This window comes from Sphaerisporangium rubeum, assembly GCF_014207705.1.
In the GTDB taxonomy this organism is placed as follows: Bacteria; Actinomycetota; Actinomycetes; order Streptosporangiales; family Streptosporangiaceae; genus Sphaerisporangium; species Sphaerisporangium rubeum.
The window spans coordinates 1537545-1556145 of record NZ_JACHIU010000001.1 but is presented as its reverse complement, the minus strand read 5'-3'; the positions used below and the strand labels follow the sequence as shown (position 1 = coordinate 1556145).

General features: G+C 71.5%; 14 protein-coding genes. 6 read left to right on the top strand and 8 right to left on the bottom strand.

What is annotated here, in order from left to right:
* Window positions 1-91 precede the first annotated feature (91 nt).
* The gene (locus tag BJ992_RS06720) at window positions 92-2899 is read left to right on the top strand and encodes a helix-turn-helix transcriptional regulator (protein ID WP_184979064.1); all 2808 of its coding nucleotides are present in this window, start codon (window positions 92-94) and stop codon (window positions 2897-2899) included.
* Between the two features lie 143 nt (window positions 2900-3042).
* On the opposite strand, the gene BJ992_RS06715 is transcribed toward BJ992_RS06720, so the two are convergent.
* The 4 genes from BJ992_RS06715 to purN all read right to left on the bottom strand — a co-directional run bounded on the left by BJ992_RS06715 (window position 3043) and on the right by purN (window position 8966).
* Window positions 3043-5271, bottom strand: a complete 2229-nt coding sequence (locus BJ992_RS06715) for a M4 family metallopeptidase (protein WP_184979063.1) — start codon at window positions 5269-5271, stop codon at window positions 3043-3045.
* 587 nt (window positions 5272-5858) lie between these two features.
* Window positions 5859-6710, bottom strand: a complete 852-nt coding sequence (locus tag BJ992_RS06710; RefSeq protein WP_184979062.1) for a bifunctional methylenetetrahydrofolate dehydrogenase/methenyltetrahydrofolate cyclohydrolase — start codon at window positions 6708-6710, stop codon at window positions 5859-5861.
* Between the two features lie 52 nt (window positions 6711-6762).
* The gene (gene purH, locus BJ992_RS06705) at window positions 6763-8310 is read right to left on the bottom strand and encodes a bifunctional phosphoribosylaminoimidazolecarboxamide formyltransferase/IMP cyclohydrolase (protein WP_343072518.1); all 1548 of its coding nucleotides are present in this window, start codon (window positions 8308-8310) and stop codon (window positions 6763-6765) included.
* 38 nt (window positions 8311-8348) lie between these two features.
* On the bottom strand, window positions 8349-8966 hold the full coding sequence (gene purN / locus BJ992_RS06700; protein ID WP_184987667.1) for a phosphoribosylglycinamide formyltransferase: 618 nt from the start codon (window positions 8964-8966) through the stop codon (window positions 8349-8351).
* A gap of 84 nt (window positions 8967-9050) precedes the next feature.
* Here purN and BJ992_RS06695 point away from each other — a divergent pair, with 84 nt between their 5' ends.
* Entirely contained in the window at window positions 9051-9458 is a 408-nt protein-coding gene (locus tag BJ992_RS06695; protein WP_184979060.1) for a hypothetical protein, read from the top strand.
* A gap of 118 nt (window positions 9459-9576) precedes the next feature.
* Window positions 9577-9870, top strand: a complete 294-nt coding sequence (locus BJ992_RS06690; protein WP_184979059.1) for a ubiquitin carboxyl-terminal hydrolase 14 — start codon at window positions 9577-9579, stop codon at window positions 9868-9870.
* A 29-nt stretch (window positions 9871-9899) separates the two neighbouring features.
* On the opposite strand, the gene BJ992_RS06685 is transcribed toward BJ992_RS06690, so the two are convergent.
* The 3 genes from BJ992_RS06685 to BJ992_RS06675 all read right to left on the bottom strand — a co-directional run bounded on the left by BJ992_RS06685 (window position 9900) and on the right by BJ992_RS06675 (window position 13826).
* Entirely contained in the window at window positions 9900-11489 is a 1590-nt protein-coding gene (locus tag BJ992_RS06685; protein ID WP_184979058.1) for a cell division protein PerM, read from the bottom strand.
* 334 nt (window positions 11490-11823) lie between these two features.
* Window positions 11824-12633, bottom strand: a complete 810-nt coding sequence (locus BJ992_RS06680) for an alpha/beta fold hydrolase (RefSeq protein WP_184979057.1) — start codon at window positions 12631-12633, stop codon at window positions 11824-11826.
* Window positions 12634-12707: 74 nt separating this feature from the next.
* Window positions 12708-13826, bottom strand: a complete 1119-nt coding sequence (locus BJ992_RS06675; protein WP_221474710.1) for a helix-turn-helix domain-containing protein — start codon at window positions 13824-13826, stop codon at window positions 12708-12710.
* Between the two features lie 140 nt (window positions 13827-13966).
* Between BJ992_RS06675 and BJ992_RS06670 the strand changes: the two genes are divergently transcribed.
* The 3 genes from BJ992_RS06670 to BJ992_RS06660 all read left to right on the top strand — a co-directional run bounded on the left by BJ992_RS06670 (window position 13967) and on the right by BJ992_RS06660 (window position 17812).
* Entirely contained in the window at window positions 13967-14200 is a 234-nt protein-coding gene (locus BJ992_RS06670) for an alpha/beta fold hydrolase (protein ID WP_184979056.1), read from the top strand.
* A 650-nt stretch (window positions 14201-14850) separates the two neighbouring features.
* Entirely contained in the window at window positions 14851-16281 is a 1431-nt protein-coding gene (locus tag BJ992_RS06665; RefSeq protein ID WP_184979055.1) for a glycoside hydrolase family 10 protein, read from the top strand.
* 31 nt (window positions 16282-16312) lie between these two features.
* The gene (locus BJ992_RS06660) at window positions 16313-17812 is read left to right on the top strand and encodes a non-reducing end alpha-L-arabinofuranosidase family hydrolase (protein ID WP_184979054.1); all 1500 of its coding nucleotides are present in this window, start codon (window positions 16313-16315) and stop codon (window positions 17810-17812) included.
* Window positions 17813-18024: 212 nt separating this feature from the next.
* On the opposite strand, the gene BJ992_RS06655 is transcribed toward BJ992_RS06660, so the two are convergent.
* The gene (locus tag BJ992_RS06655) at window positions 18025-18546 is read right to left on the bottom strand and encodes an ATP-binding protein (RefSeq protein ID WP_184979053.1); all 522 of its coding nucleotides are present in this window, start codon (window positions 18544-18546) and stop codon (window positions 18025-18027) included.
* Window positions 18547-18601 lie beyond the last annotated feature (55 nt).

The window sequence follows — 18601 nt, the reverse complement described above, 5'->3', positions numbered from 1 at the left end:
AAACACATGTGTAACGAGGGAGGGTTGACCGTGGACGAGGGGAGGTGGATAACTGAGCGGGGGTCAGCCAGCCGTTCCTTGGGAGCTGTGGATGAGTGTGCCCTCGCCAGCATTGGTCGGACGGGCTGCTGAGTTGAAGACCTTGGTCGACGCGGTGGTACGGCCGCCGGCGGTCGTCGTGGTCGAGGGGGAAGCGGGGATCGGCAAGACGCGGCTCGTGCGGGCCGCGCTCGCACGGGTGCCGTCCGGTGACCGGGTGGTGCTGTACGGGGACTGTCATCCGATCAGGGAGCCGTTCCCCTACGGGCCGGTGATCGAGGCGTTGCGGGACGTCGGGGGCCGGTTGCCTGCCGCCGGTGAGCTCAATCCTGTGATGGGGGTCTTACGGGGGTACCTGCCGGAGATCGCGCACGCGTTGCCGCCGTCGCCGCAGCCGCTGGACGATCCACGCGCGGAACGGCACCGCGTGTTCCGCGCCGTACGCGCGCTGCTCGCCGCCGTGGGGCCGGCGGTGCTCGTCGTCGAGGACCTGCACTGGGCCGACGACGGCACGCGTGACCTGCTGCGGTTCCTCACAGGCAGGCCCCCCGAGGGGCTGTCGGTCGTGGCGACGTACCGGCGGGACGGCGCGGCGCGCTCACCGCTCGGGCCCGCCTACCTGCATCAGCCCGACACCACGTACGTCGCGGTGCAGCTCGCGCCGCTGGACGCCGGCGACGTCGGCAGTCTCGCGGCGGCGCTGATGGACCGCTCCGATCTGCCGTCGTCGTTCGTGAACAGGCTGCACGAGCGGACGGCCGGCATCCCGTTCGTGGTGGAGGAGGTCCTGCGGTCCCTGCCGGACGCCGAGGGGCCGGACGCGCTCGACCGGGCCGGGGTGCCGCAACTGCTGCGCGAGGCGATGGCCGACCGCATGGCGGGGCTGTCCCCGGCTGCCGTCGGGGCCGTGCAGGCCATGGCGGTGCTGCGGCTGCCGGCCGGCGAGGAGCTCATCACGGCCGTCGGCGGCGACCCCGCCGGGCTCGGCGAGGCGCTGCGCGCGGGGGTGCTGCACGAGCAGCCCGACGGCCGGTACGGCTTCCGGCACACCCTGGCCCAGCAGGCGGTGTACGACGCCATCCCCGGTCCGGAGCGCCGCCGCGCGCACGATCGCGCGGTGGCGGCGCTGGAGGCGATGGACGCGCCGCCGCTGGTGCAACTGGCCTTCCACGCTCGCCTGGCCGGCGACACCGCGGCCTGGCTGCGGCACGGCACCGCCGCCGCCGAGCAGGCGGCGACGCTCGGCGACACGGCGCTCGCCATCGAGGTCGTCGAGAGCATGCTCGAGGACGCCGGCCTGCCGGCCGCGCACCGCGAACCGCTCGCGCTGATGCTGAGCCGTTTCGCCGCCACCGGCCTGTCCCACCAGCGGGTGGTGCGGCTGCTGCGCCATGTGCTGCGCGACGACTTCCTGTCCCGAGGGGTGCGCGGCGAGGTGCGGCTCAACCTCGGGGTGGTGCTGTCCAACCAGGCGGGTGACACCTCGGCGGGACGCGCGGAGATCCTGACCGCGCTCGCCGAGCTGAGCGACCGGCCGACGCTCGCGGCGCGCGGGTGGGCCAGCCTGGCCCTGCCTGCCTGGAGCACCGACCCGCTGTCCACGCACCAGGAGTGGATGGCGCGGGCCGAGTCGCTGGTCGAGGCCGCCGACGACCCGGCGCTCGCCGCCGCGGTGCGGGCCAACCGCGCGTCCCTGGAGATGATGATCGGCTCGCCGGACGCGTTCGCCGTGGCCGCCACGCTGCCGGTGGCCGACCCGCGCACCGCCGTGCGCCGCGAGGTGGCCCGCGCGTACTCCAACCTGCACGACGCCGCCACCACGCTCGGCCTGCACGCCTCTGCGGCGCGGTTCGCCGACGAGGGCCGGCGCCTGGCCGTGGAGACCGGCGCGCAGTACCCGGCGTACCTGCTGGACTCCTCGTCGGTGCGGCGCGACTGGCTGACCGGACGGTGGGACGGGTTACGCGACCGCGCGGCGTCGCTCGGCGAGCTGGCCACCGAGACGCCGCTGATCGCGGTGGACATCTGGCTGGTCCTCGGGTCGCTGGCGCTGGCCACCGGCGAGTGGGACGAGGCGCACCGGTGGTTCCAGGCCGCGGGGCTCGACGCGCCGGACGCGCGGTACGTCCCGGTCGTCGCCGCGGCCTCCGGCGGCATGGTCGAGCTGCACCTGGCGCGCGGCGACCTGGACGCGGCGGTCGCCGAGGCGCAGCGGGCCGTGGCGCGGGTGCGCCGCAAAGGCGTGTGGGTGTGGGCCGCGCCGCTGGTCACACCGGCGGTGACCGCGCTGGCCTGGTCCGGCCGGCTGAGACCCGCGGCCGCGCTGGTCGCCGAGTACGCCGAGGGAGTCGCCGGGCTGATGGCGCCGTCCGCGCACGCCGCGCTGGACGCCGCGCGCGGCGCGCTCGCCGCCGCCGAGCAGCGGCACGCCGACGCCGTCGGCCACTTCGCCGAGGCCCGGCAGGCGTACACCGTGCTGCCGGAGCCGTACGCGGCGGCGCGGGCCGGAGAAGGGGAGGCGCGGGCCAGGCTCGCGCTCGGGGACGAGAGGGCTGTGGCCGGTTTCACCGAGATGGCCGAGCGGTTCGCGCGGCTCGGCGCCACGCACGACGCGGCCCGGTGCCGCCGCGCGCTGCGGGACATCGGGGTGGGGTTCCCGCTGCCGAAAGGCCGGCGGCGCGACGTCAGCGTGCTGTCGCAGCGGGAGCGTGAGGTGGCGCGGCTGGTCGCGCTCGGCCGTACCAACAGGGAGATCGCCGACGTGCTGTTCCTGTCCACGCGGACGGTGGAGAGCCATGTGGCCACGGTGCTGCGCAAACTCGGCGTCCGATCGCGCACGGAGGTGGCTCCCCCGGCCTGACGCAGTCCGCGATCTCCGCGTGTCGCGGTCGCTCTTCCGGTCTGATCCGCTTGAGATCGCGCGGCCGTTCCCCGGCGACGGTGAACCCCCGGGACCGGCGGATCCCGGGGGTCGTCGTGTCACCGTCGGCGGTCAGGCCGCCGTCATACGGTGATGCTCCACCAGTCGAGGGTCCCGGTGTCGAAGAGGTACGCGTCGTAGACCTCCAGGGTCCACGTCCCCGCCGCCACCTGGCTGACGCTCGCCGTGTAGGTCCTGGTGCCGAAGGACGTACAGCTCGAACCGCCGTAGTTCTTCAGTGTGTAATAGGTGCCGCTCGGGCCGCGCAGCCGGATCCGCAGGTCCTCGAAGCAGGTGTGCGTGCCCGTCACGACCACCGTGACCGGCGACACCGCGTTGCCGGACGCCGTCGAGGTGACCGGGCTGTTGATGGTCGCGCCGTCGTTGATGGCGTAGTCGGTGTCGTTGCGGAACGTCCGGCCGCCGGAGGTGCCGCTGACGGTCAGCGTGTACGTCGCGGTGTGGACGACCGAGCCGGTGCCGGTGATCGTGATCGGGTAGGTCCCCCCCGGCGTGGACGCCGTCGTGGCGATCGTCAGCGTGGACGAGGAACCCGAGGTCACCGAGGCCGGGCTGAAGCTCGCGGTCGCGGCGGCCGGCAGGCCGGAGGCCGTGAAGGTCACCGTCTGCGCGCTGCCGGCGGTGGTCGCCGTCGAGACCGTCGAGGTGGCCGACCCGCCGGCCGTCACCGAGCCGGACGTCGGGCTCAGCGCGATGGAGAAGTCGCTGCTGGAGGAGCTGCAGGTCGGCTCACCCGACTGCGCGGGGACGCTGATGGCGTTCCACGCGGCCTTGGTGGTGGCGCACTCGACGCTGGACGCGCCGTACAGCTCGACCGCGGCCTGCAGTGAGTGGAGACGCGCGGTGGCGTACCGCCAGGACGAGGTCTTGCGCTGCAGCGCGCCGAGGAAGATCCGGCCGGCCTTCTGGATGCCGATGCCGGTCACCGACGAGGGACCGCCGGAGCAGATCGGGCTGTTCGGCTTGCCGCCACCCGGCGCGGAACCCTCGGCGAGCAGGTAGAACCAGTGGTTGAACGGCCCGGCCGCGGCGTGCACCTCGGTGCTCGGGATCGAGGAGGACCAGCAGTTGGGGTCCCCGGCGAGGCTCGGCTGGTACATGTACCGGATCGGGCCGCCGCCGACGAGGTTGACCTCCTCGCCGACCTGGTAGTCCGGCGGGTCGTTCGGGTTGTTGGTGTACGCCTCGGTCAGCGCGCCGAAAATGTCACCGGTCGCCTCGTTGATGCCGCCGTTCTCGTTGCCGGAGCCGGCGCCACCGGGGGTGGTCTGGAAGATGGCGTGACCGAACTCGTGCGCGACGACGTCGATCGGGGTGGCCTGGCGCTGGTTGTCCTGCGAGTGGCCGAAGTTGGTGTAGCTGCCGTTCCAGTACGCGTTGACGTCGTTCAGGCCGACGCGCGCGGGGAAGCCGCCGCCGCTGCCGTTGATGCCGTTGCGGCCGAGCCATGCGCTGAGCATGTCCCATTCCTTCTGCACGGCGTACAGCGCGTCGACGCAGGCCGTCTCCAGGTTGGTGCCGCCGCCGGTGCCCCAGGCGTCGTCGGTGCCGGTGTAGGTCGAGCCGTTCTGGCCGCCGCACCGGATGCCGCTGCGTGTCGAGTCGGCCATGGACCACGAGGAGCCGGAGCCGGAGGTGCTGATGGTGACGGTGCCGTTGTAGTAGCCGGTGCCGGTGCCGGCGCGCACATCGTCGTAGGAGTCGGCGATCTCACCGGTCCTGGCGTCGACGAACACGTGCTGGATGCTCGGCTTGCCGTTCGCGACACCCGCGACCTTGGCCTCCCAGGCCAGCAGCGGCTTGGCACCCCAGGCCAGCACGACCAGGCGGGCCGCGGCGGTGTCGTCCACACGCTCGAGCACCGACTTGGCGGTCTCGGTGGCCGCCTCCGCCGTGATCGCCGGCGTGGTGGACAGCGCGGCACGGGTCGCCGGTGAGGCCGCCGTGGTGGAGCGCACCTTTCCGCTGCCGTCGGCGACCACGACCGCGTCGCCGCCGACCATCGGCAGGCCCTTGTACGTGCGGTCGTAGGTGACGTAGTAGAGGCCACCCGCACCGGCCGTGACACCGGTGCGCTTGTAGGTCTCGCTGAGGCCGACCCTCAGGTTGTCGACGCCGCTCGCGACCGCCAGGTCGGCGGCGGAGGTGGCGCGCTGCGCGGGGTCGGCGGCGGCGGCCTGTACCTTGTCCTGGCTGCCTGGCGGGGGCTTGGCCGCGGCCGGAGTGGCCGGGACCACCACGGCGATCATCGCCACGGTGGCGGTCACCGAGAGCAGAGCTCTGCGCCTCATGGGCGGTTCTTTCCTTTCTCTGCCTCCCTGGGTCGCGACGCGCCGGGGGTAGGCGCGCGCGACTCACCGCACCGCCGGAAGGGGATCGGCGGTCCGGTCGTACGGGAGTTTGGGGGATGATGAGAGAAATCGAGCGATGCGCGCCGGTGCCGGTCGGCCCGGCGGAGCGTTCTCCCATGGCGGGATCGACGGCCATGGAACTTCAGCGGCTGCTACGGCGGGATGCGGGGAAATGTCACGTCGCGGCACTCCTCCTGAGCGAGGGCGGGTCATCACCGCCCTGCCGCGACGCTAGGCCCCGGTTTCTTTGTTGAACATCCGTAGTGACATCCGTATAAGTACGGAAAAGTGCCACTGGACTGGGGAGGCATAGCAGGTCAATCCGGATGCCAGAACTATGAATGAAACGGTGAGAACGGGAAACATGGTACGGTCGGCCGCCTCGCCGTAAGCGCGGTACAGGGTCGCTCATGCCACCGCAAACCCACGGAAACGCGGTGCGTGAACGCGTGCCACGGAAACGCCGCATGAAACGCGACGCGGGAAACCCCTGATTCCGGAAGGCGTGACTCAGGGAAGCGGCGTGCTCAGCGGCTGCGCCGCTCGGCGGCCTCCACGACGTTGGTGAGCAGCATGGCGCGGGTCATGGGCCCGACACCGCCGGGGTTCGGGGCCACGAAGCCCGCCACCTCGCGGACCTCGGGGGACACGTCGCCGGCCAGCCTGCCGTCCACGCGCGAGACGCCGACGTCGAGGACGGCGGCGCCGGGCTTCACCATGTCGCGCGTGACCAGACCGGGGACTCCGGCGGCGGCGATCACGATGTCGGCCTGGCGGATGCGGGACGGCAGGTCGTGGGTGCCGGTGTGGCAGAGGGTGACCGTGGCGTTCTCGGTGCGGCGGGTGAGCAGCAGGCCGAGGGGACGGCCGACCGTGATGCCGCGGCCGACGACGGTGACGTCCGCACCCTTGAGGGGGACGCCGTACTCCTGGAGCAGGACCACGATGCCGCGAGGGGTGCACGGCAGCGGAGCGTCGACCATGTGGACGAGGCGGCCGAGGTTGACCGGGTGCAGGCCGTCGGCGTCCTTGGCCGGGTCCATGCGCTCGATCAGGGCCTGGGTGTCGAGGTGGCGCGGCAGCGGGAGCTGCACGATGTAGCCGGTGCAGGCGGGGTCGGCGTTGAGCTCGTCGATGGCGGCCTCGACGTCGGCCTGGGTCGCGGTCTCCGGCAGGTCCCTGCGGATGGACGCGATGCCGACCTCGGCGCAGTCGCGGTGCTTGCCGGCCACGTAGATCTGGCTGCCGGGGTCGTCGCCGACCAGGATCGTGCCGAGGCCCGGCGTGACACCTTGGGTGGCGAGCCGTGCCACCCGCTGCGCCAGGTCTGCCTTGATCTTGGCGGCGGTCGCCTTGCCGTCGAGAATCTGCGCGCTCACAGCTCGCCATCATCCCATGCCGCCGCGCCGCGAGGCGCGGCGGCCGCGCGCGTCAGTGGAAGAAGTGGCGGGTCCCGGTGAAGTACAGGGTGATGCCCGCCGCGGCCGCGGCGGCGATCACCTCGTCGTCCCTGACGGAGCCGCCGGGCTCGACGACGGCCCTGACACCGGCCTCGACGAGCACCTCAAGACCGTCGGGGAACGGGAAGAACGCGTCCGAGGCCGCCACCGACCCCGCGGCGCGGTCCCCGGCCCGCGCCACCGCGAGGCGCGCCGAGTCGACCCGGTTGACCTGCCCCATGCCGACGCCGACGGTGGCGCCGTCCGCGGCCAGCAAGATCGCGTTGGACTTGACCGAACGGCAGGCCCGCCAGGCGAACGCCAGGTCGGCCAGCACCTCAGGCGACGCCGGCTCCCCCGCCTTCAGCTCCCACGTCGCGGGGTCGTCGCCGGAGGCGTCCACACGGTCGACGGTCTGCACCAGCAGGCCGCCGTCGACGCGCCGGAACTCGGCGGGGTTCGCCGGGCCCGCGGGGCAGCGCAGCAGCCGGATGTTCTTCTTCTTGGTCAGCACGTCCAGGGCCTGCGGCGCGAACGACGGCGCCACGACGACCTCGGTGAAGATCGGGGCGATCTGCTCGGCCAGCTCGGCGGTCACCTCGCCGTTCACCGCGATCACCCCGCCGTACGCCGACACCGGGTCGCAGGCGTGCGCCTTGCGGTGCGCGTCGGCGACGTCGGCCCCGACCGCGAGGCCGCACGGGTTGGCGTGCTTGATGATCGCCACGGCCGGCTCGGTGAAGTCCCAGGCCGCGCGCCAGGCGGCGTCGGCGTCCACGTAGTTGTTGTAGGACATCTCCTTGCCGTGCAACTGCTCGGCGTTGGCGAGCCCGTCGGTGCCACCCGAGTACAGCGCGGCCCCCTGGTGGGGGTTCTCGCCGTACCGCAGCACCGCGCGCCGCCGCCAGGTGGCTCCCATGAAGCCCGGCCAGGAGGTGTCCTCCTCCGGCGTGTAGACGTTCGCGAACCACGAGGCCACCACGGTGTCGTACGAGGCGGTGTGCGCGTACGCGGCGGCGGCGAGGCGGCGCCGGTCGGTCTCGGTGAAACCGCCGGCCTCCAGTGCGGCGAGGACGTCGCCGTACCGGCCGGGGTCGGTGACGACCGCCACGGTGCCGTGGTTCTTGGCCGCGGCCCTGATCATGGCGGGGCCGCCGATGTCGATCTGCTCGACGCACTCCTCCGGGGACGCGCCGGACGCCACGGTCTCCTGGAACGGGTACAGGTTGACCACGACGAGCTGGAACGGCTCGATCTCCAGCTCTTCGAGTTGCTTGACGTGGGAGGGGTTGGCGCCGTCGGCGAGCAGGCCGGCGTGCACACGGGGATGCAGGGTCTTGACCCGGCCGCCGAGGCACTCGGGGAAACCGGTCAGCGACTCCACCGGCGTCACCGGCACCCCGAACGAGGCGATCTTGGAGGCCGTGCCGCCGGTGGAGACGATCTCGACGCCGGCGGCGTCCAGGGCCCGGACCAGCTCCTCCAGCCCTGACTTGTCGTAAACCGTGATCAGCGCGCGCCGGATGGCGATGCGGGTCACTTGGTGCTCCTCCCTGTGTCCGGACCGCCCGGACATAGTCACTGTGCCGAGGGCTCGCCGCCGAGGCGGACCCGGCGGCCGGTCACGGACCAGCCGTCCCGCGCCATGCGGCCGACCACGTCGACCAGCAGGCGGCGCTCCACGCTCTTGATGCGCTCGTGCAGCGAGGACTCGTCGTCACCATCCTCCACGCTCACCGCCTCCTGAGCGATGACCGGCCCGGTGTCCACCCCCGCGTCCACCAGATGGACCGTGCATCCCGTCACCCGGACGCCGTACGCGAGGGCCTCGGGGACCGCGTGCGCGCCGGGGAAGGACGGCAGCAGCGCCGGATGGGTGTTGACGACGGGGAAGGCCGCGAGCACCTCGGGGCCGAGGATCTTCATGAACCCGGCGGACACCACGAGATCGGGCTTGTGCGCCGCGATGGCGTCGCGCAGCGCCACATCCCAGGCCGCTCTGTTCGGATGGTCGGAGACCTTGGCCACGAACGACGGCAGCCCGGCCCGGCCGGCCCTGGCCAGCCCTTCGATGCCGTCACGGTCCGCGCCGACCGCGACGACCTTGGCGCCGAATGCGTCATCGGCGGAGGCGTCGATGAGGGCCTGTAGGTTGGTCCCCGAACCGGAGACGAGGACGACGAGCCGAGCCGACAGGGCTGCACTCCTTCTCAGAGCGACGTTGACGTACCGCAGTCAGCGTATCGGCCCCTCGCTCTCCACGACGCAGAGGAGGTCGGGGTGCTACCACCCGCCGAGCCCACGGGAGCCGAGGTCGGCCGCCGCGCGCTGCTGCTCGCGATCGGCGCGCTGGCGCTGACCATGATCGTCCCAGTCCTGGGCCTGGCCCTCGGCGTCTTCGCCCTGATCGTCGGCTTCCGCGCCTGGCGCACCCTCTCCCGCACCCGATCGTCGGTCCTCATGCCGGTTCTCGGCTCCCTGCTCTCCGCCGTCTCCATCGCCCTGGCCGCATCGGTCACCTGGTTCCAGACGTACTTCAGCGGCGAACTGACCGCCTACAACGACTGCATGAAAGGCGCCGGCACCACCACGGCCCAACAGATCTGCGTGACCCAGCTGGAAAAGTCCATAGAGGCCAAACTCCCCTTCGTGGCCCCCGGCACCTTCCGCCTCCCCTTCCCCCCATGACCTCGCACTCCCGATACTCCGTCGCGGAAATATCCGGTCTGTCGCCGTTCCTTGTACCAGTCGGGGCTCTCGTAGCAATGAGGCCCTGAGAGCCCACACCGGCCCTAGGAGCACCACTATGACCTGTTCTCACACCGACCTCGTCCAGAGCGTGGAACCCAGCACCCCCGCCGGCTGCGAGGACTGCCTGGCCACCGGTTCCCGCTGGGTCCACCTCCGCACCTGCCTCACCTGCGGCCACGTAGGCTGCTGCGACTCCTCCCCCAACCGCCACGCCACCGCACACTTCCACGCCACCACCCACCCCCTGGCCGAGAGCTTCGAGCCCGGCGAGGACTGGGCCTGGTGCTACCCCGACCAACTCCTCCTGGAGCCCTCCCCCAGCGGCAAGGGCCTGCGAGCGCACACCTGACCACGCGCCGTCGCACGGCGGCCGTACGGTCAGGGATCGCGGTCCCAGGCGTAGGGGTCGACGTAGATGACGTGGCCGCCGCGGTCGTCGGTCTCGTCCACGATGTCGTCCCGGGGCGGGGCGGTGGACAGGGGTCGTGCGGGACGCGGGATGTCGGGGCCGAAGGGGGTGTGTTCGTCGCTCCAGTCGGCGCGGATGGCGGGAAGGGGCTGGGTGGCGGCCTCGGTGGCGTCCATCCAGTGGCCGGGGAGGTCGGGGGACGGCTTGATCTTTGCGGTGACCTTGGAGAGGACCTCGTCGGCCATCCGGACAGGAGCGGGGGCCGTACGAGCTCCACGGAACATCGACCACCAGTTGACCAGGCCGGCCGAGATCCCCGCGGCCACCCCCACCTCAAGGGTGACCGACAGGGAGACCTCCCAGGCCGAGGGGCCGACCGCCGACAGACGGGCCCCGCCGAGCGGGCCGCCGGCCAGAGCGGCCAGCAACCCGGCCGACACGCCGGTGGCGAGCCCGCAGCCGAACCCCCACAGCGGCGCCGACTCGAACTGCGGGGTGGGGGCCATGCGCGCGACCACGACCCCCGCCGCGATCCCCGCGACGAACGGCAGCGCCAGCACCGTCATGAGCAGCGGTGACGTCGTCCCCGGCTCAGGCAGCGCACCGAGCACCGGCAGCGCCGGCACCGACCCGAGCTGCACCCCGGTCGGCGCGATCAACGTCCCCGTCCCGATCTGGAACCCGGGCCCGCTGAGGTACGCCATCCCCCAGATCACCAGGTTCGGCAGGTACAGCGCCTGCATGAGCAGCAACAGCACGCCACCGACGACCCCAGGCGCCAGGAACTCCGACAGCTCCCGCACCTGGCCGAACCCGGCGGCCAGCGCCACGAGCACGAGCACGAGCCCCGCTCCGAGCATGATCAGCAGCGCCACCGCCGTACCCGCCACCAGCGCTCTCGGCCGTTCCGGCAGGAGCCGCACCATGGACCGCCACGGCCCGATCGTCCGCGCCGTGGCCAGCGAACCGGCGGCGAACGCCAGCACGAGGTGGCTCAGCAGCACCTCCCCGACGTACGGCTGCGTCAGGTCGTTCTTCGCGATGAGCGCGACGACGCCGGCGAGCATCGCGTACGGCGCGGCCAGCGAGACCCCCGCTCTGGCGATGACCACGAGCTGAGCGCGACGACGAGCGTTCGCCAGGTCCTTGGTGCTGCCTTTGGGAAGGCGGGCCGGCAGTCGCAGCCGCAGATCGGCGTCCCTCGCCATCCACAGCCCCGCGCGGTACAGCAGCGCCGCGGGAAGCACCGTCAGCCCGAGCGGCAGCAGTCCCACACCTCCGCCTGGGATCGCGAACCCCGCGTGGTGCGCGGCCAGCCACACCTGACAGGCCGCACGGAACACCTCCGCGACCCCCTGGCCGAAGGCCCCTCGTGGCGCCGCGATCCACCCGACCAGCGTGACCGTGGTGAGCACCGCCACCCCGACCCCGAGCGTCCACGCCGCCGCCAGCATGCCGGACACCGGCAACGGACGACGCGTCTCGTCGTCGTCCCCGGCGGAACTCCGTCCGAGCACACCTCGCGGTCCCGCTCGCAGTTGATCGAAAAGGGCCGTCACGGTACCCGATTTTCGCAGCCCGCTCCATCAGGCACCCGCACATCACCCCGCGTGTCGCACCACGACCCCGGCCGGCCGCCGCACAAGGCGCCGAATTCACCGCACCACGTCCCACCGCGCCGGCGCCGAAAAGACCCGCCTCCGGCGAGACACCGGCTCGCGCCGCCTTAGGTCGCCGTGTGTGAACGCCGGGGTTCACGGCCGGAGCACGGCATCTCGGGGGTGACCGCCGGTGTCGCCGGGTTTGTCGCGTGCCGTACGCCGAGCGGCCGGCGGAGCGGGGACGCGTGAGGGCCCGGCCCCGCATCGGGGACCGGGCCGTCGTCTCAGGGGATCAGCGGGTGGCGGTGCAGGCGGCGAGGATCTGCTTCACGACCGTGTCGGGACGGGACTGCATGACCACGTGGGAGGCACCCTTGACCTCGGTGACCTTGCCGCCGGCGCGCTGGGCCATGAAGCGCTGCGCGGCCGGCGGGATCGCGTAGTCGGCGGTCGGGATGACGAACCAGGACGGGACGGTCTTCCAGGCGGGGACGCCGCTCGCCATGCTCAGACCGCCGAGGCTGCCGGGCCGCTGGGTGGCGGCCATCAGGCGGGTGACGGAGGCGGGGAGGTCGGCGGCGAACACCTCGCGGAACTTGGCCGGGTCGATGTAGCCGTCGACGCCGCCGGGGAACGGCCGGGTGAGCAGGGACGAGGACAGTTTGCCGCCGGGGTACGAATCGGCGATCTGCAGGATGTTCTCCCCTTCGTCCGGTGCGAACGCGGCGACGTACACCAGGGCCTTGACGTTGGCGTGGCCGCGTGCGGCGTTGGTGATGACGGCGCCGCCGTAGGAGTGGCCGACCAGGATGACCGGCCCGGTGATGGTGTCGACGACGCTGGAGATGTACTCGGCGTCGCTGGTGAGGTCGCGCAGCGGGTTGGCGGGGGCGATCACGGGGAAGCCGGCCGCCTGCAACGCGGTGATCGTGGCGTTCCACCCGGAGGCGTCGGCGAAGACCCCGTGGACGAGCACGATCGTCGGTTTGGCCGGGGGTGTTCGGGTGGCGGAGGCGGGGGCCACGGCGGCGGTCAGGCCGAGCACCAGGGTCAATGCGGCGATCAGCAGGCTCAGTGCCCGGTGCCGGGGGTGGACGGTCATGATCTCTCCTCGTGTCGGTGCCGGGGTCGGCGTCACGACACGAGCATCGGCCGGGGACCGAGATCCCGAATCTGTCAGATGACTACATCCGGCGGCGCGCCGTCGAGCGCGTCCCGCAGTGCGGCACGGGAGGTGATGCCGAGTTTGGGGAAGATCCCGTACACGTGCGCGCTGACCGTGCGGGACGACAGGAACAGTTTCTCGCCGATCTCCTTGTTGCTCAGGCCGGAGACCGCGAGGCGTGCCACCTCCAGTTGCTGCGCGGTCAGGCCGGCTGCGGCTCCGGGCCTGGCCTCGGCCGTCCTGCCGGTGCGCACCGCCGACTCCACCAGGTCGAGCACGGCCCACGGCGCGTACGACTCGTGGGGTTCGATGACCCCGGGAGCGCTGATCGAGGTCCAGTGTCCGTACGCGGTCTCGTAGTCGCCGTGCGCCATCGCGGCGGCCTCCAGGTTGCGCGCCGACAGCGACAGGTGCGGCGCGCTGCCACGCGGCGCGGCCCACTGCTCGACGGTGCGGCTGTACTCCCTGGCGCTGTCGGCGTCGCCGCGGGCCGCCGCGATCCAGCCGAGGCCGCACCGCAGGTCGTGCGCGAGCAGTTCCAGGTCGTGCCGCACACACAGGTCGAGCCCGGCGCCGGCGGCGGTCTCGGCGTCGTCCCACTGACCGGCGAGGAAGTGGTCGTGCGCGGCGAGCCAGGTGGCGGCGCGGCACAGCGCGGCCACCTGGCCAGGCGGCGCGTCACCCGGCAGCGCGTCGAACGCCGCGCGCACGCGGGCCGCCGGGCCGGCGCCGAGGTACACGTCGTGCAGCAGGCGCACGTGCTCGTCGTCGCAGCCGGCCACCACCGCGGTCACCTCGGCCCACTCCTCGGGATCCTGCGCGTACGAGGCGGCGATCACCCTGGCCATGAGGCCCGCGCCACCGGCGCCGCGCAGCAGGCGGCGCGCGGCGTCGAGGTCGCCGTCACGCAGCATGAGGATCTGGGCCCTGGTGGCCACGGCCCGCACGGGGTCGTCGAGGTCGCGCCGCGCCTCGTCGAGCAGTTGCTGCGCCAGGTCGAGCTGGCCGGACTCCCCCGCGAGCTCCGCCGCGTAGGACAGGCGCCTGGCCCGGTCCGCCGGGTCCGGGGTGAGGGCCGCCGCGCGGCGCATGGCCTTGACGGCGAGACCGCTGCCGCCACGTTTCCTCAAGGTGCAGTCATCTGACCGAGCTGGACGACCTGCTGCTGCGGTACTTCTCGGTCGACGGCCTCTGCGTGCTGGACGAGCGCACCCGGCTCTACCATCTGCACTAGGCGTCCGCCGCCTCCCCGAAGGCGACCGCCGACTCCTTGACGGCGTGGGCCGGCGCGGCCCCCGGCGAGCATCTCACCCGCCTCACCGTGCCGGCGTTGCTCGTGCAGGCCGAGGCGGACGCCTTCATACCACCGGACGAGTCCACGGCCCGGCTCACCGCTGTCGTTCCCGCGCTCACGGTGGCGACCATTCCCGAGGCCCCGCACGGCGCTCCGCTCACCCATCACGAGCAGTGGAACGAGTTGTTGCTGAAGTTCTCGCACACATGAGGCACACCGTGACCGTACGCCTTCTGGCCGCGCCTGAGGTAGAGGTCTCGTGACGTATCCGCACCCCTCGTAGGAGGCGGAGTGAGCGTTAACACGATGCAGCTCGGATGTGGCGGCGTACCGCCGGCCTGAACGGTCACCTCCTGTCGTGACAGCGCCGAACGGCGAGGACGGCCCCAAGGCGTGGTGTCTGCCCCGGGCCGCCCCCCACCATGGCCGCCGGGCAGTGGAACCCGGCTGGCTGTTAGCGCTCACATACTGGCTTACTGTGGCGTTTCGTGCTCCGCCGAATGGCGGTGGTGGCACGCCGGAGCCAATACGAGACGCGGCAGCGCCGTCAAGGGCGGCGCACGGCGCTCGCGGGGGGCCGGCGGGACGCGCGCGGTTCATCAGGTGTTATCAGACTGATTCCGTGCGGCCGGCGAGCTGGTGGTCTGAAACTTTCTCCGTGGGTTGACACATTTCACAACCGTTTCCAAACTGTGTCAACGAGCCGATTTCTCTTGCCGTGTGGTGGCGCACGGCGGAGCTCGCCGCTCGCGACGCCCTTGTGGTGTGCGTTCCCCGATCACGGGACGCGGCGTCGATCGCGTGGGGTGACCCTCCTCACGTGTCCACGCATTCCGTGATTCGGTCTGGAGCACTCAGTCATGGGCACGAACCCCATACCGCCGCCGGCAGCCCGGCGATCCCACAAAGGCCTGCGGGTCCTGGTCGCGAGCGCCGTCGGCGTCGTCGGCGCCATCACCGCGCTCACGGTGCCGGCGCCGGCCGGTGCGGCGGCGAGCACGCTCGGTGCCGCGGCCGCGCAGAGCGGCCGGTACTTCGGCACCGCGATCGCCTCGGGCCGGCTCGGCGACTCGAACTACACGACCATCGCGAACCGCGAGTTCAACATGGTGACCGCCGAGAACGAGATGAAGATCGACGCCACCGAGCCGAACCGGGGCCAGTTCAACTTCAGCGCCGGTGACCGGGTCTACAACTGGGCCGTGCAGAACGGCAAGCGCGTGCGCGGCCACACCCTGGCCTGGCACGGCCAGCAGCCCGGCTGGATGCAGTCCCTCTCCGGCAGCAGCCTGCGCCAGGCCATGATCGACCACATCAACGGCGTGGTCGGCCACTACAAGGGCAAGATCTACGCCTGGGACGTCGTCAACGAGGCCTTCGCCGACGGCAACTCCGGCGGCCGGCGCAGCTCCAACCTCCAGTCCACCGGCAACGACTGGATCGAGGTCGCGTTCCGCACGGCTCGCGCCGCCGACCCGGCCGCGAAGCTCTGCTACAACGACTACAACATCGACAACTGGACCTGGGCCAAGACCCAGGGTGTCTACAACATGGTGCGCGACTTCAAGCAGCGTGGCGTGCCGATCGACTGCGTGGGTCTCCAGTCGCACTTCAACAGCGGCAGCGCCTACAACAGCAACTACCGCACCACCATCTCCAGCTTCGCGGCCCTCGGCGTGGACGTCCAGATCACCGAGCTGGACGTGCAGGGTGCCTCCGCGCAGACGTACGCCGCCATCACCAACGACTGCCTGGCGGTCCCGCGCTGCACCGGCATCACCGTGTGGGGTGTGCGCGACCAGGACTCCTGGCGCAGTGGTGACACCCCGCTGCTGTTCAGCGGCAACAACAAGAAGCCGGCCTACGACGCCGTGCTCAACGCGCTGAACAACGCCACCCCCAACCCCACGCCGACGCCTACCCCGACGATCACCCCGACCCCCAACCCCACGCCGACGCCGACGCCGACCCCCACCCCGACCCCGACGCCGGTTCCGGGTGCGTGCTCCGCGACGATCACGACCACCAACTCCTGGCCCGGCGGGTTCCAGTCCGAGGTGACCGTGCGCGCCGGTAGTTCCGCCGTCAACGGGTGGACCGTGCGGTGGACCTGGCCGAGCGGACAGAGCATCAGCAGCCTGTGGAGCGGCCAGCAGAGTGTGTCCGGCTCCAGCGTCACCGTGCGCAACGCCGCCTACAACGGCTCCATCCCCGCGAGCGGCTCCACCACGTTCGGCTTCACCGCCAACGGCTCCGCCGCCACCCCGACCGCGACCTGCACCAGCCCCTGACGGCGGCTGACCCACGATGAGGAGAATTCAGATGCGTCTTCCCTGGAGAGCGCGCGCACCGCGTCCCTCCGCCGCCGCCGTCGCACCCGCGGCACGGCCCCCGGTCTCCCGCCGCGGCCTCGCGATCGGCGCGATCCCGCTCCTGATCGCCGGAAGCGGCCTGCTGGCCACCCAGCCGGCCCAGGCGGCCGTCGCCTGCCGCGTCGACTACACCATCAGTTCGAGCTGGCCCGGCGGCTTCAACGCCAGCGTCACCATCAACAACCTCGGTGACGCGGTCAACGGCTGGCGGCTGACCTGGTCCTTCGGCTCCGGTGAGCAGATCACCAACATCTGGAGCGCCACCCACACCCAGTCCGGTTCGTCGGTCACCGCCACCAACGTCTCCTACAACGGGAGCATCCCCTCCGGCGGCAGCACCAACTTCGGCTTCAACGGCTCGTCCAGCGGCAGCGCCTCCGTGCCGACGTCCTTCTCCCTGAACGGCGTCGCCTGCACCGGCACCCCCGGCACCCCGAGCCCCACGCCGACGATCACCCCGACCCCGAACCCCACCCCGACGCCGACTCCCACGCCGACGCCGACCCCCACCCCCACGCCGACCCCGACGCCGACCGGCACCTGCCAGCTGCCGTCGTCGTACCGGTGGACCTCGACCGGTGCGCTCGCGCAGCCGAAGTCGGGCTGGGTGTCGCTGAAGGACTTCACCGTGGCGCCGTACCAGGGCAAGCACCTGGTGTACGCGACCACGCACGACTTCGGCTCCAGCTGGGGCTCGATGAACTTCAGCACCTTCACCAACTGGTCGGAGATGGCCTCGGCCACCCAGACCGGCATGAACCAGGGCACCGTCGCGCCGACGCTGTTCTACTTCGCGCCGAAGAACATCTGGGTGCTGGCCTACCAGTGGGGAGGCACCGCCTTCTCCTACAAGACCTCCACCAACCCCACCAACCCCAACGGCTGGTCGTCGGCACAGCCCCTGTTCACCGGCAGCATCTCCGGCTCCGGCACCGGCCCCATCGACCAGACCCTCATCGCCGACGACCAGAACATGTACCTGTTCTTCGCCGGTGACAACGGCAAGATCTACCGGGCCAGCATGCCGATCGGCAACTTCCCCGGCAACTTCGGCTCCAACTACACCACCATCATGAGCGACTCCACGAACAACCTGTTCGAGGCCGTCCAGGTCTACAAGCTCCAGGGCCAGCAGCGCTACCTCATGCTGGTCGAGGCCATCGGCTCCCGAGGCCGCTACTTCCGCTCCTTCACCGCCACCAGCCTCGGCGGCACCTGGACCGCGAACGCCGCCACCGAGAGCAACCCGTTCGCCGGCAAGGCCAACAGCGGCGCCACCTGGACCGACGACATCAGCCACGGTGAACTGATCCGCACCAGCGCCGACCAGACCTTCACCGTCAACCCCTGCCAGCTGCAGCTCCTCTACCAGGGCCGCAGCCCGAGCTCCAACGGCGTCGAATACGGCCTCCTGCCGTACCGCCCCGGCCTGCTGACCCAGCAGCGCTGACCCCTCGTTGACCAAGGTGCCTCCGGCGCGGCCCAGCCGCTCCGGAGGCACCCGCGTCTGTAAGGGTCGATCACCGATTGACCCTTCCCGCGTTCACAGTGCATGATGAGACCGCTGCGGACAGTAGTCCGCAGAAGTGAGCCCGGCAGCTCTCCGGACGGTGAGTCGGCCGGGCTTCGCGCTTTGAGCGGTTCCCGACCCCGCCGACGGTGTCATGTGCGTCGATGCCGTACCGAATGTTCCTCGGACGCCTGCCGGTCATCACAGCCAGTCGCGTCACGGCGCCGGTACAGCACCTGGAACCAGACGGTCCGGCCCTTGTCATCCGTGTGAACACCCCAGCGATCGGAAATCGCCTCCACCAGAAAGAGACCTCGGCCACCTTCCGCGAATCCGTCCAGGTCCACGTGCGGCACGAAGTCACCACCCTCGTCCACGACGTCGACATGTATCCGGTCGTGGCAGTCGGCCAGCGCCAGGGTGACCCGGCCGCCATCGCGTGATTTCGAGTGAACCACTGAATTGGTCACCAGCTCCGACACGAGCAGGATCACGTCCCCCAGTGCGGGATGATCGTCCCCGAGTTTCCCTCTGACATACTCACGCGCTCGCGCCACCGATCGAGGCGAACCCACCAGAGGAATGACCCCCAGAAGCTTTCCCCTGAGACCACGGCCCCAATATCGCTCCCCACGTTCGTCGCCTTCATACTCTGGCGCCGTCTGCGTTCCCATGGGGAAACGCTATGAGGACCGGACACGTACGCCTAGATCGACTTCGTATCACTCG

Bases quoted from the DNA above. Each gene is read 5' to 3' on its own strand.
- BJ992_RS06720 (WP_184979064.1), top strand. From the start codon at position 92: ATGAGTGTGCCCTCGCCAGCATTGGTCGGACGGGCTGCTGAGTTGAAG.
- BJ992_RS06715 (WP_184979063.1), bottom strand. From the start codon at position 5,271: ATGAGGCGCAGAGCTCTGCTCTCGGTGACCGCCACCGTGGCGATGATC.
- BJ992_RS06690 (WP_184979059.1), top strand. From the start codon at position 9,577: ATGACCTGTTCTCACACCGACCTCGTCCAGAGCGTGGAACCCAGCACC.
- BJ992_RS06680 (WP_184979057.1), bottom strand. From the start codon at position 12,633: ATGACCGTCCACCCCCGGCACCGGGCACTGAGCCTGCTGATCGCCGCA.
- BJ992_RS06665 (WP_184979055.1), top strand. From the start codon at position 14,851: ATGGGCACGAACCCCATACCGCCGCCGGCAGCCCGGCGATCCCACAAA.
- BJ992_RS06660 (WP_184979054.1), top strand. From the start codon at position 16,313: ATGCGTCTTCCCTGGAGAGCGCGCGCACCGCGTCCCTCCGCCGCCGCC.
- BJ992_RS06655 (WP_184979053.1), bottom strand. From the start codon at position 18,546: ATGGGAACGCAGACGGCGCCAGAGTATGAAGGCGACGAACGTGGGGAG.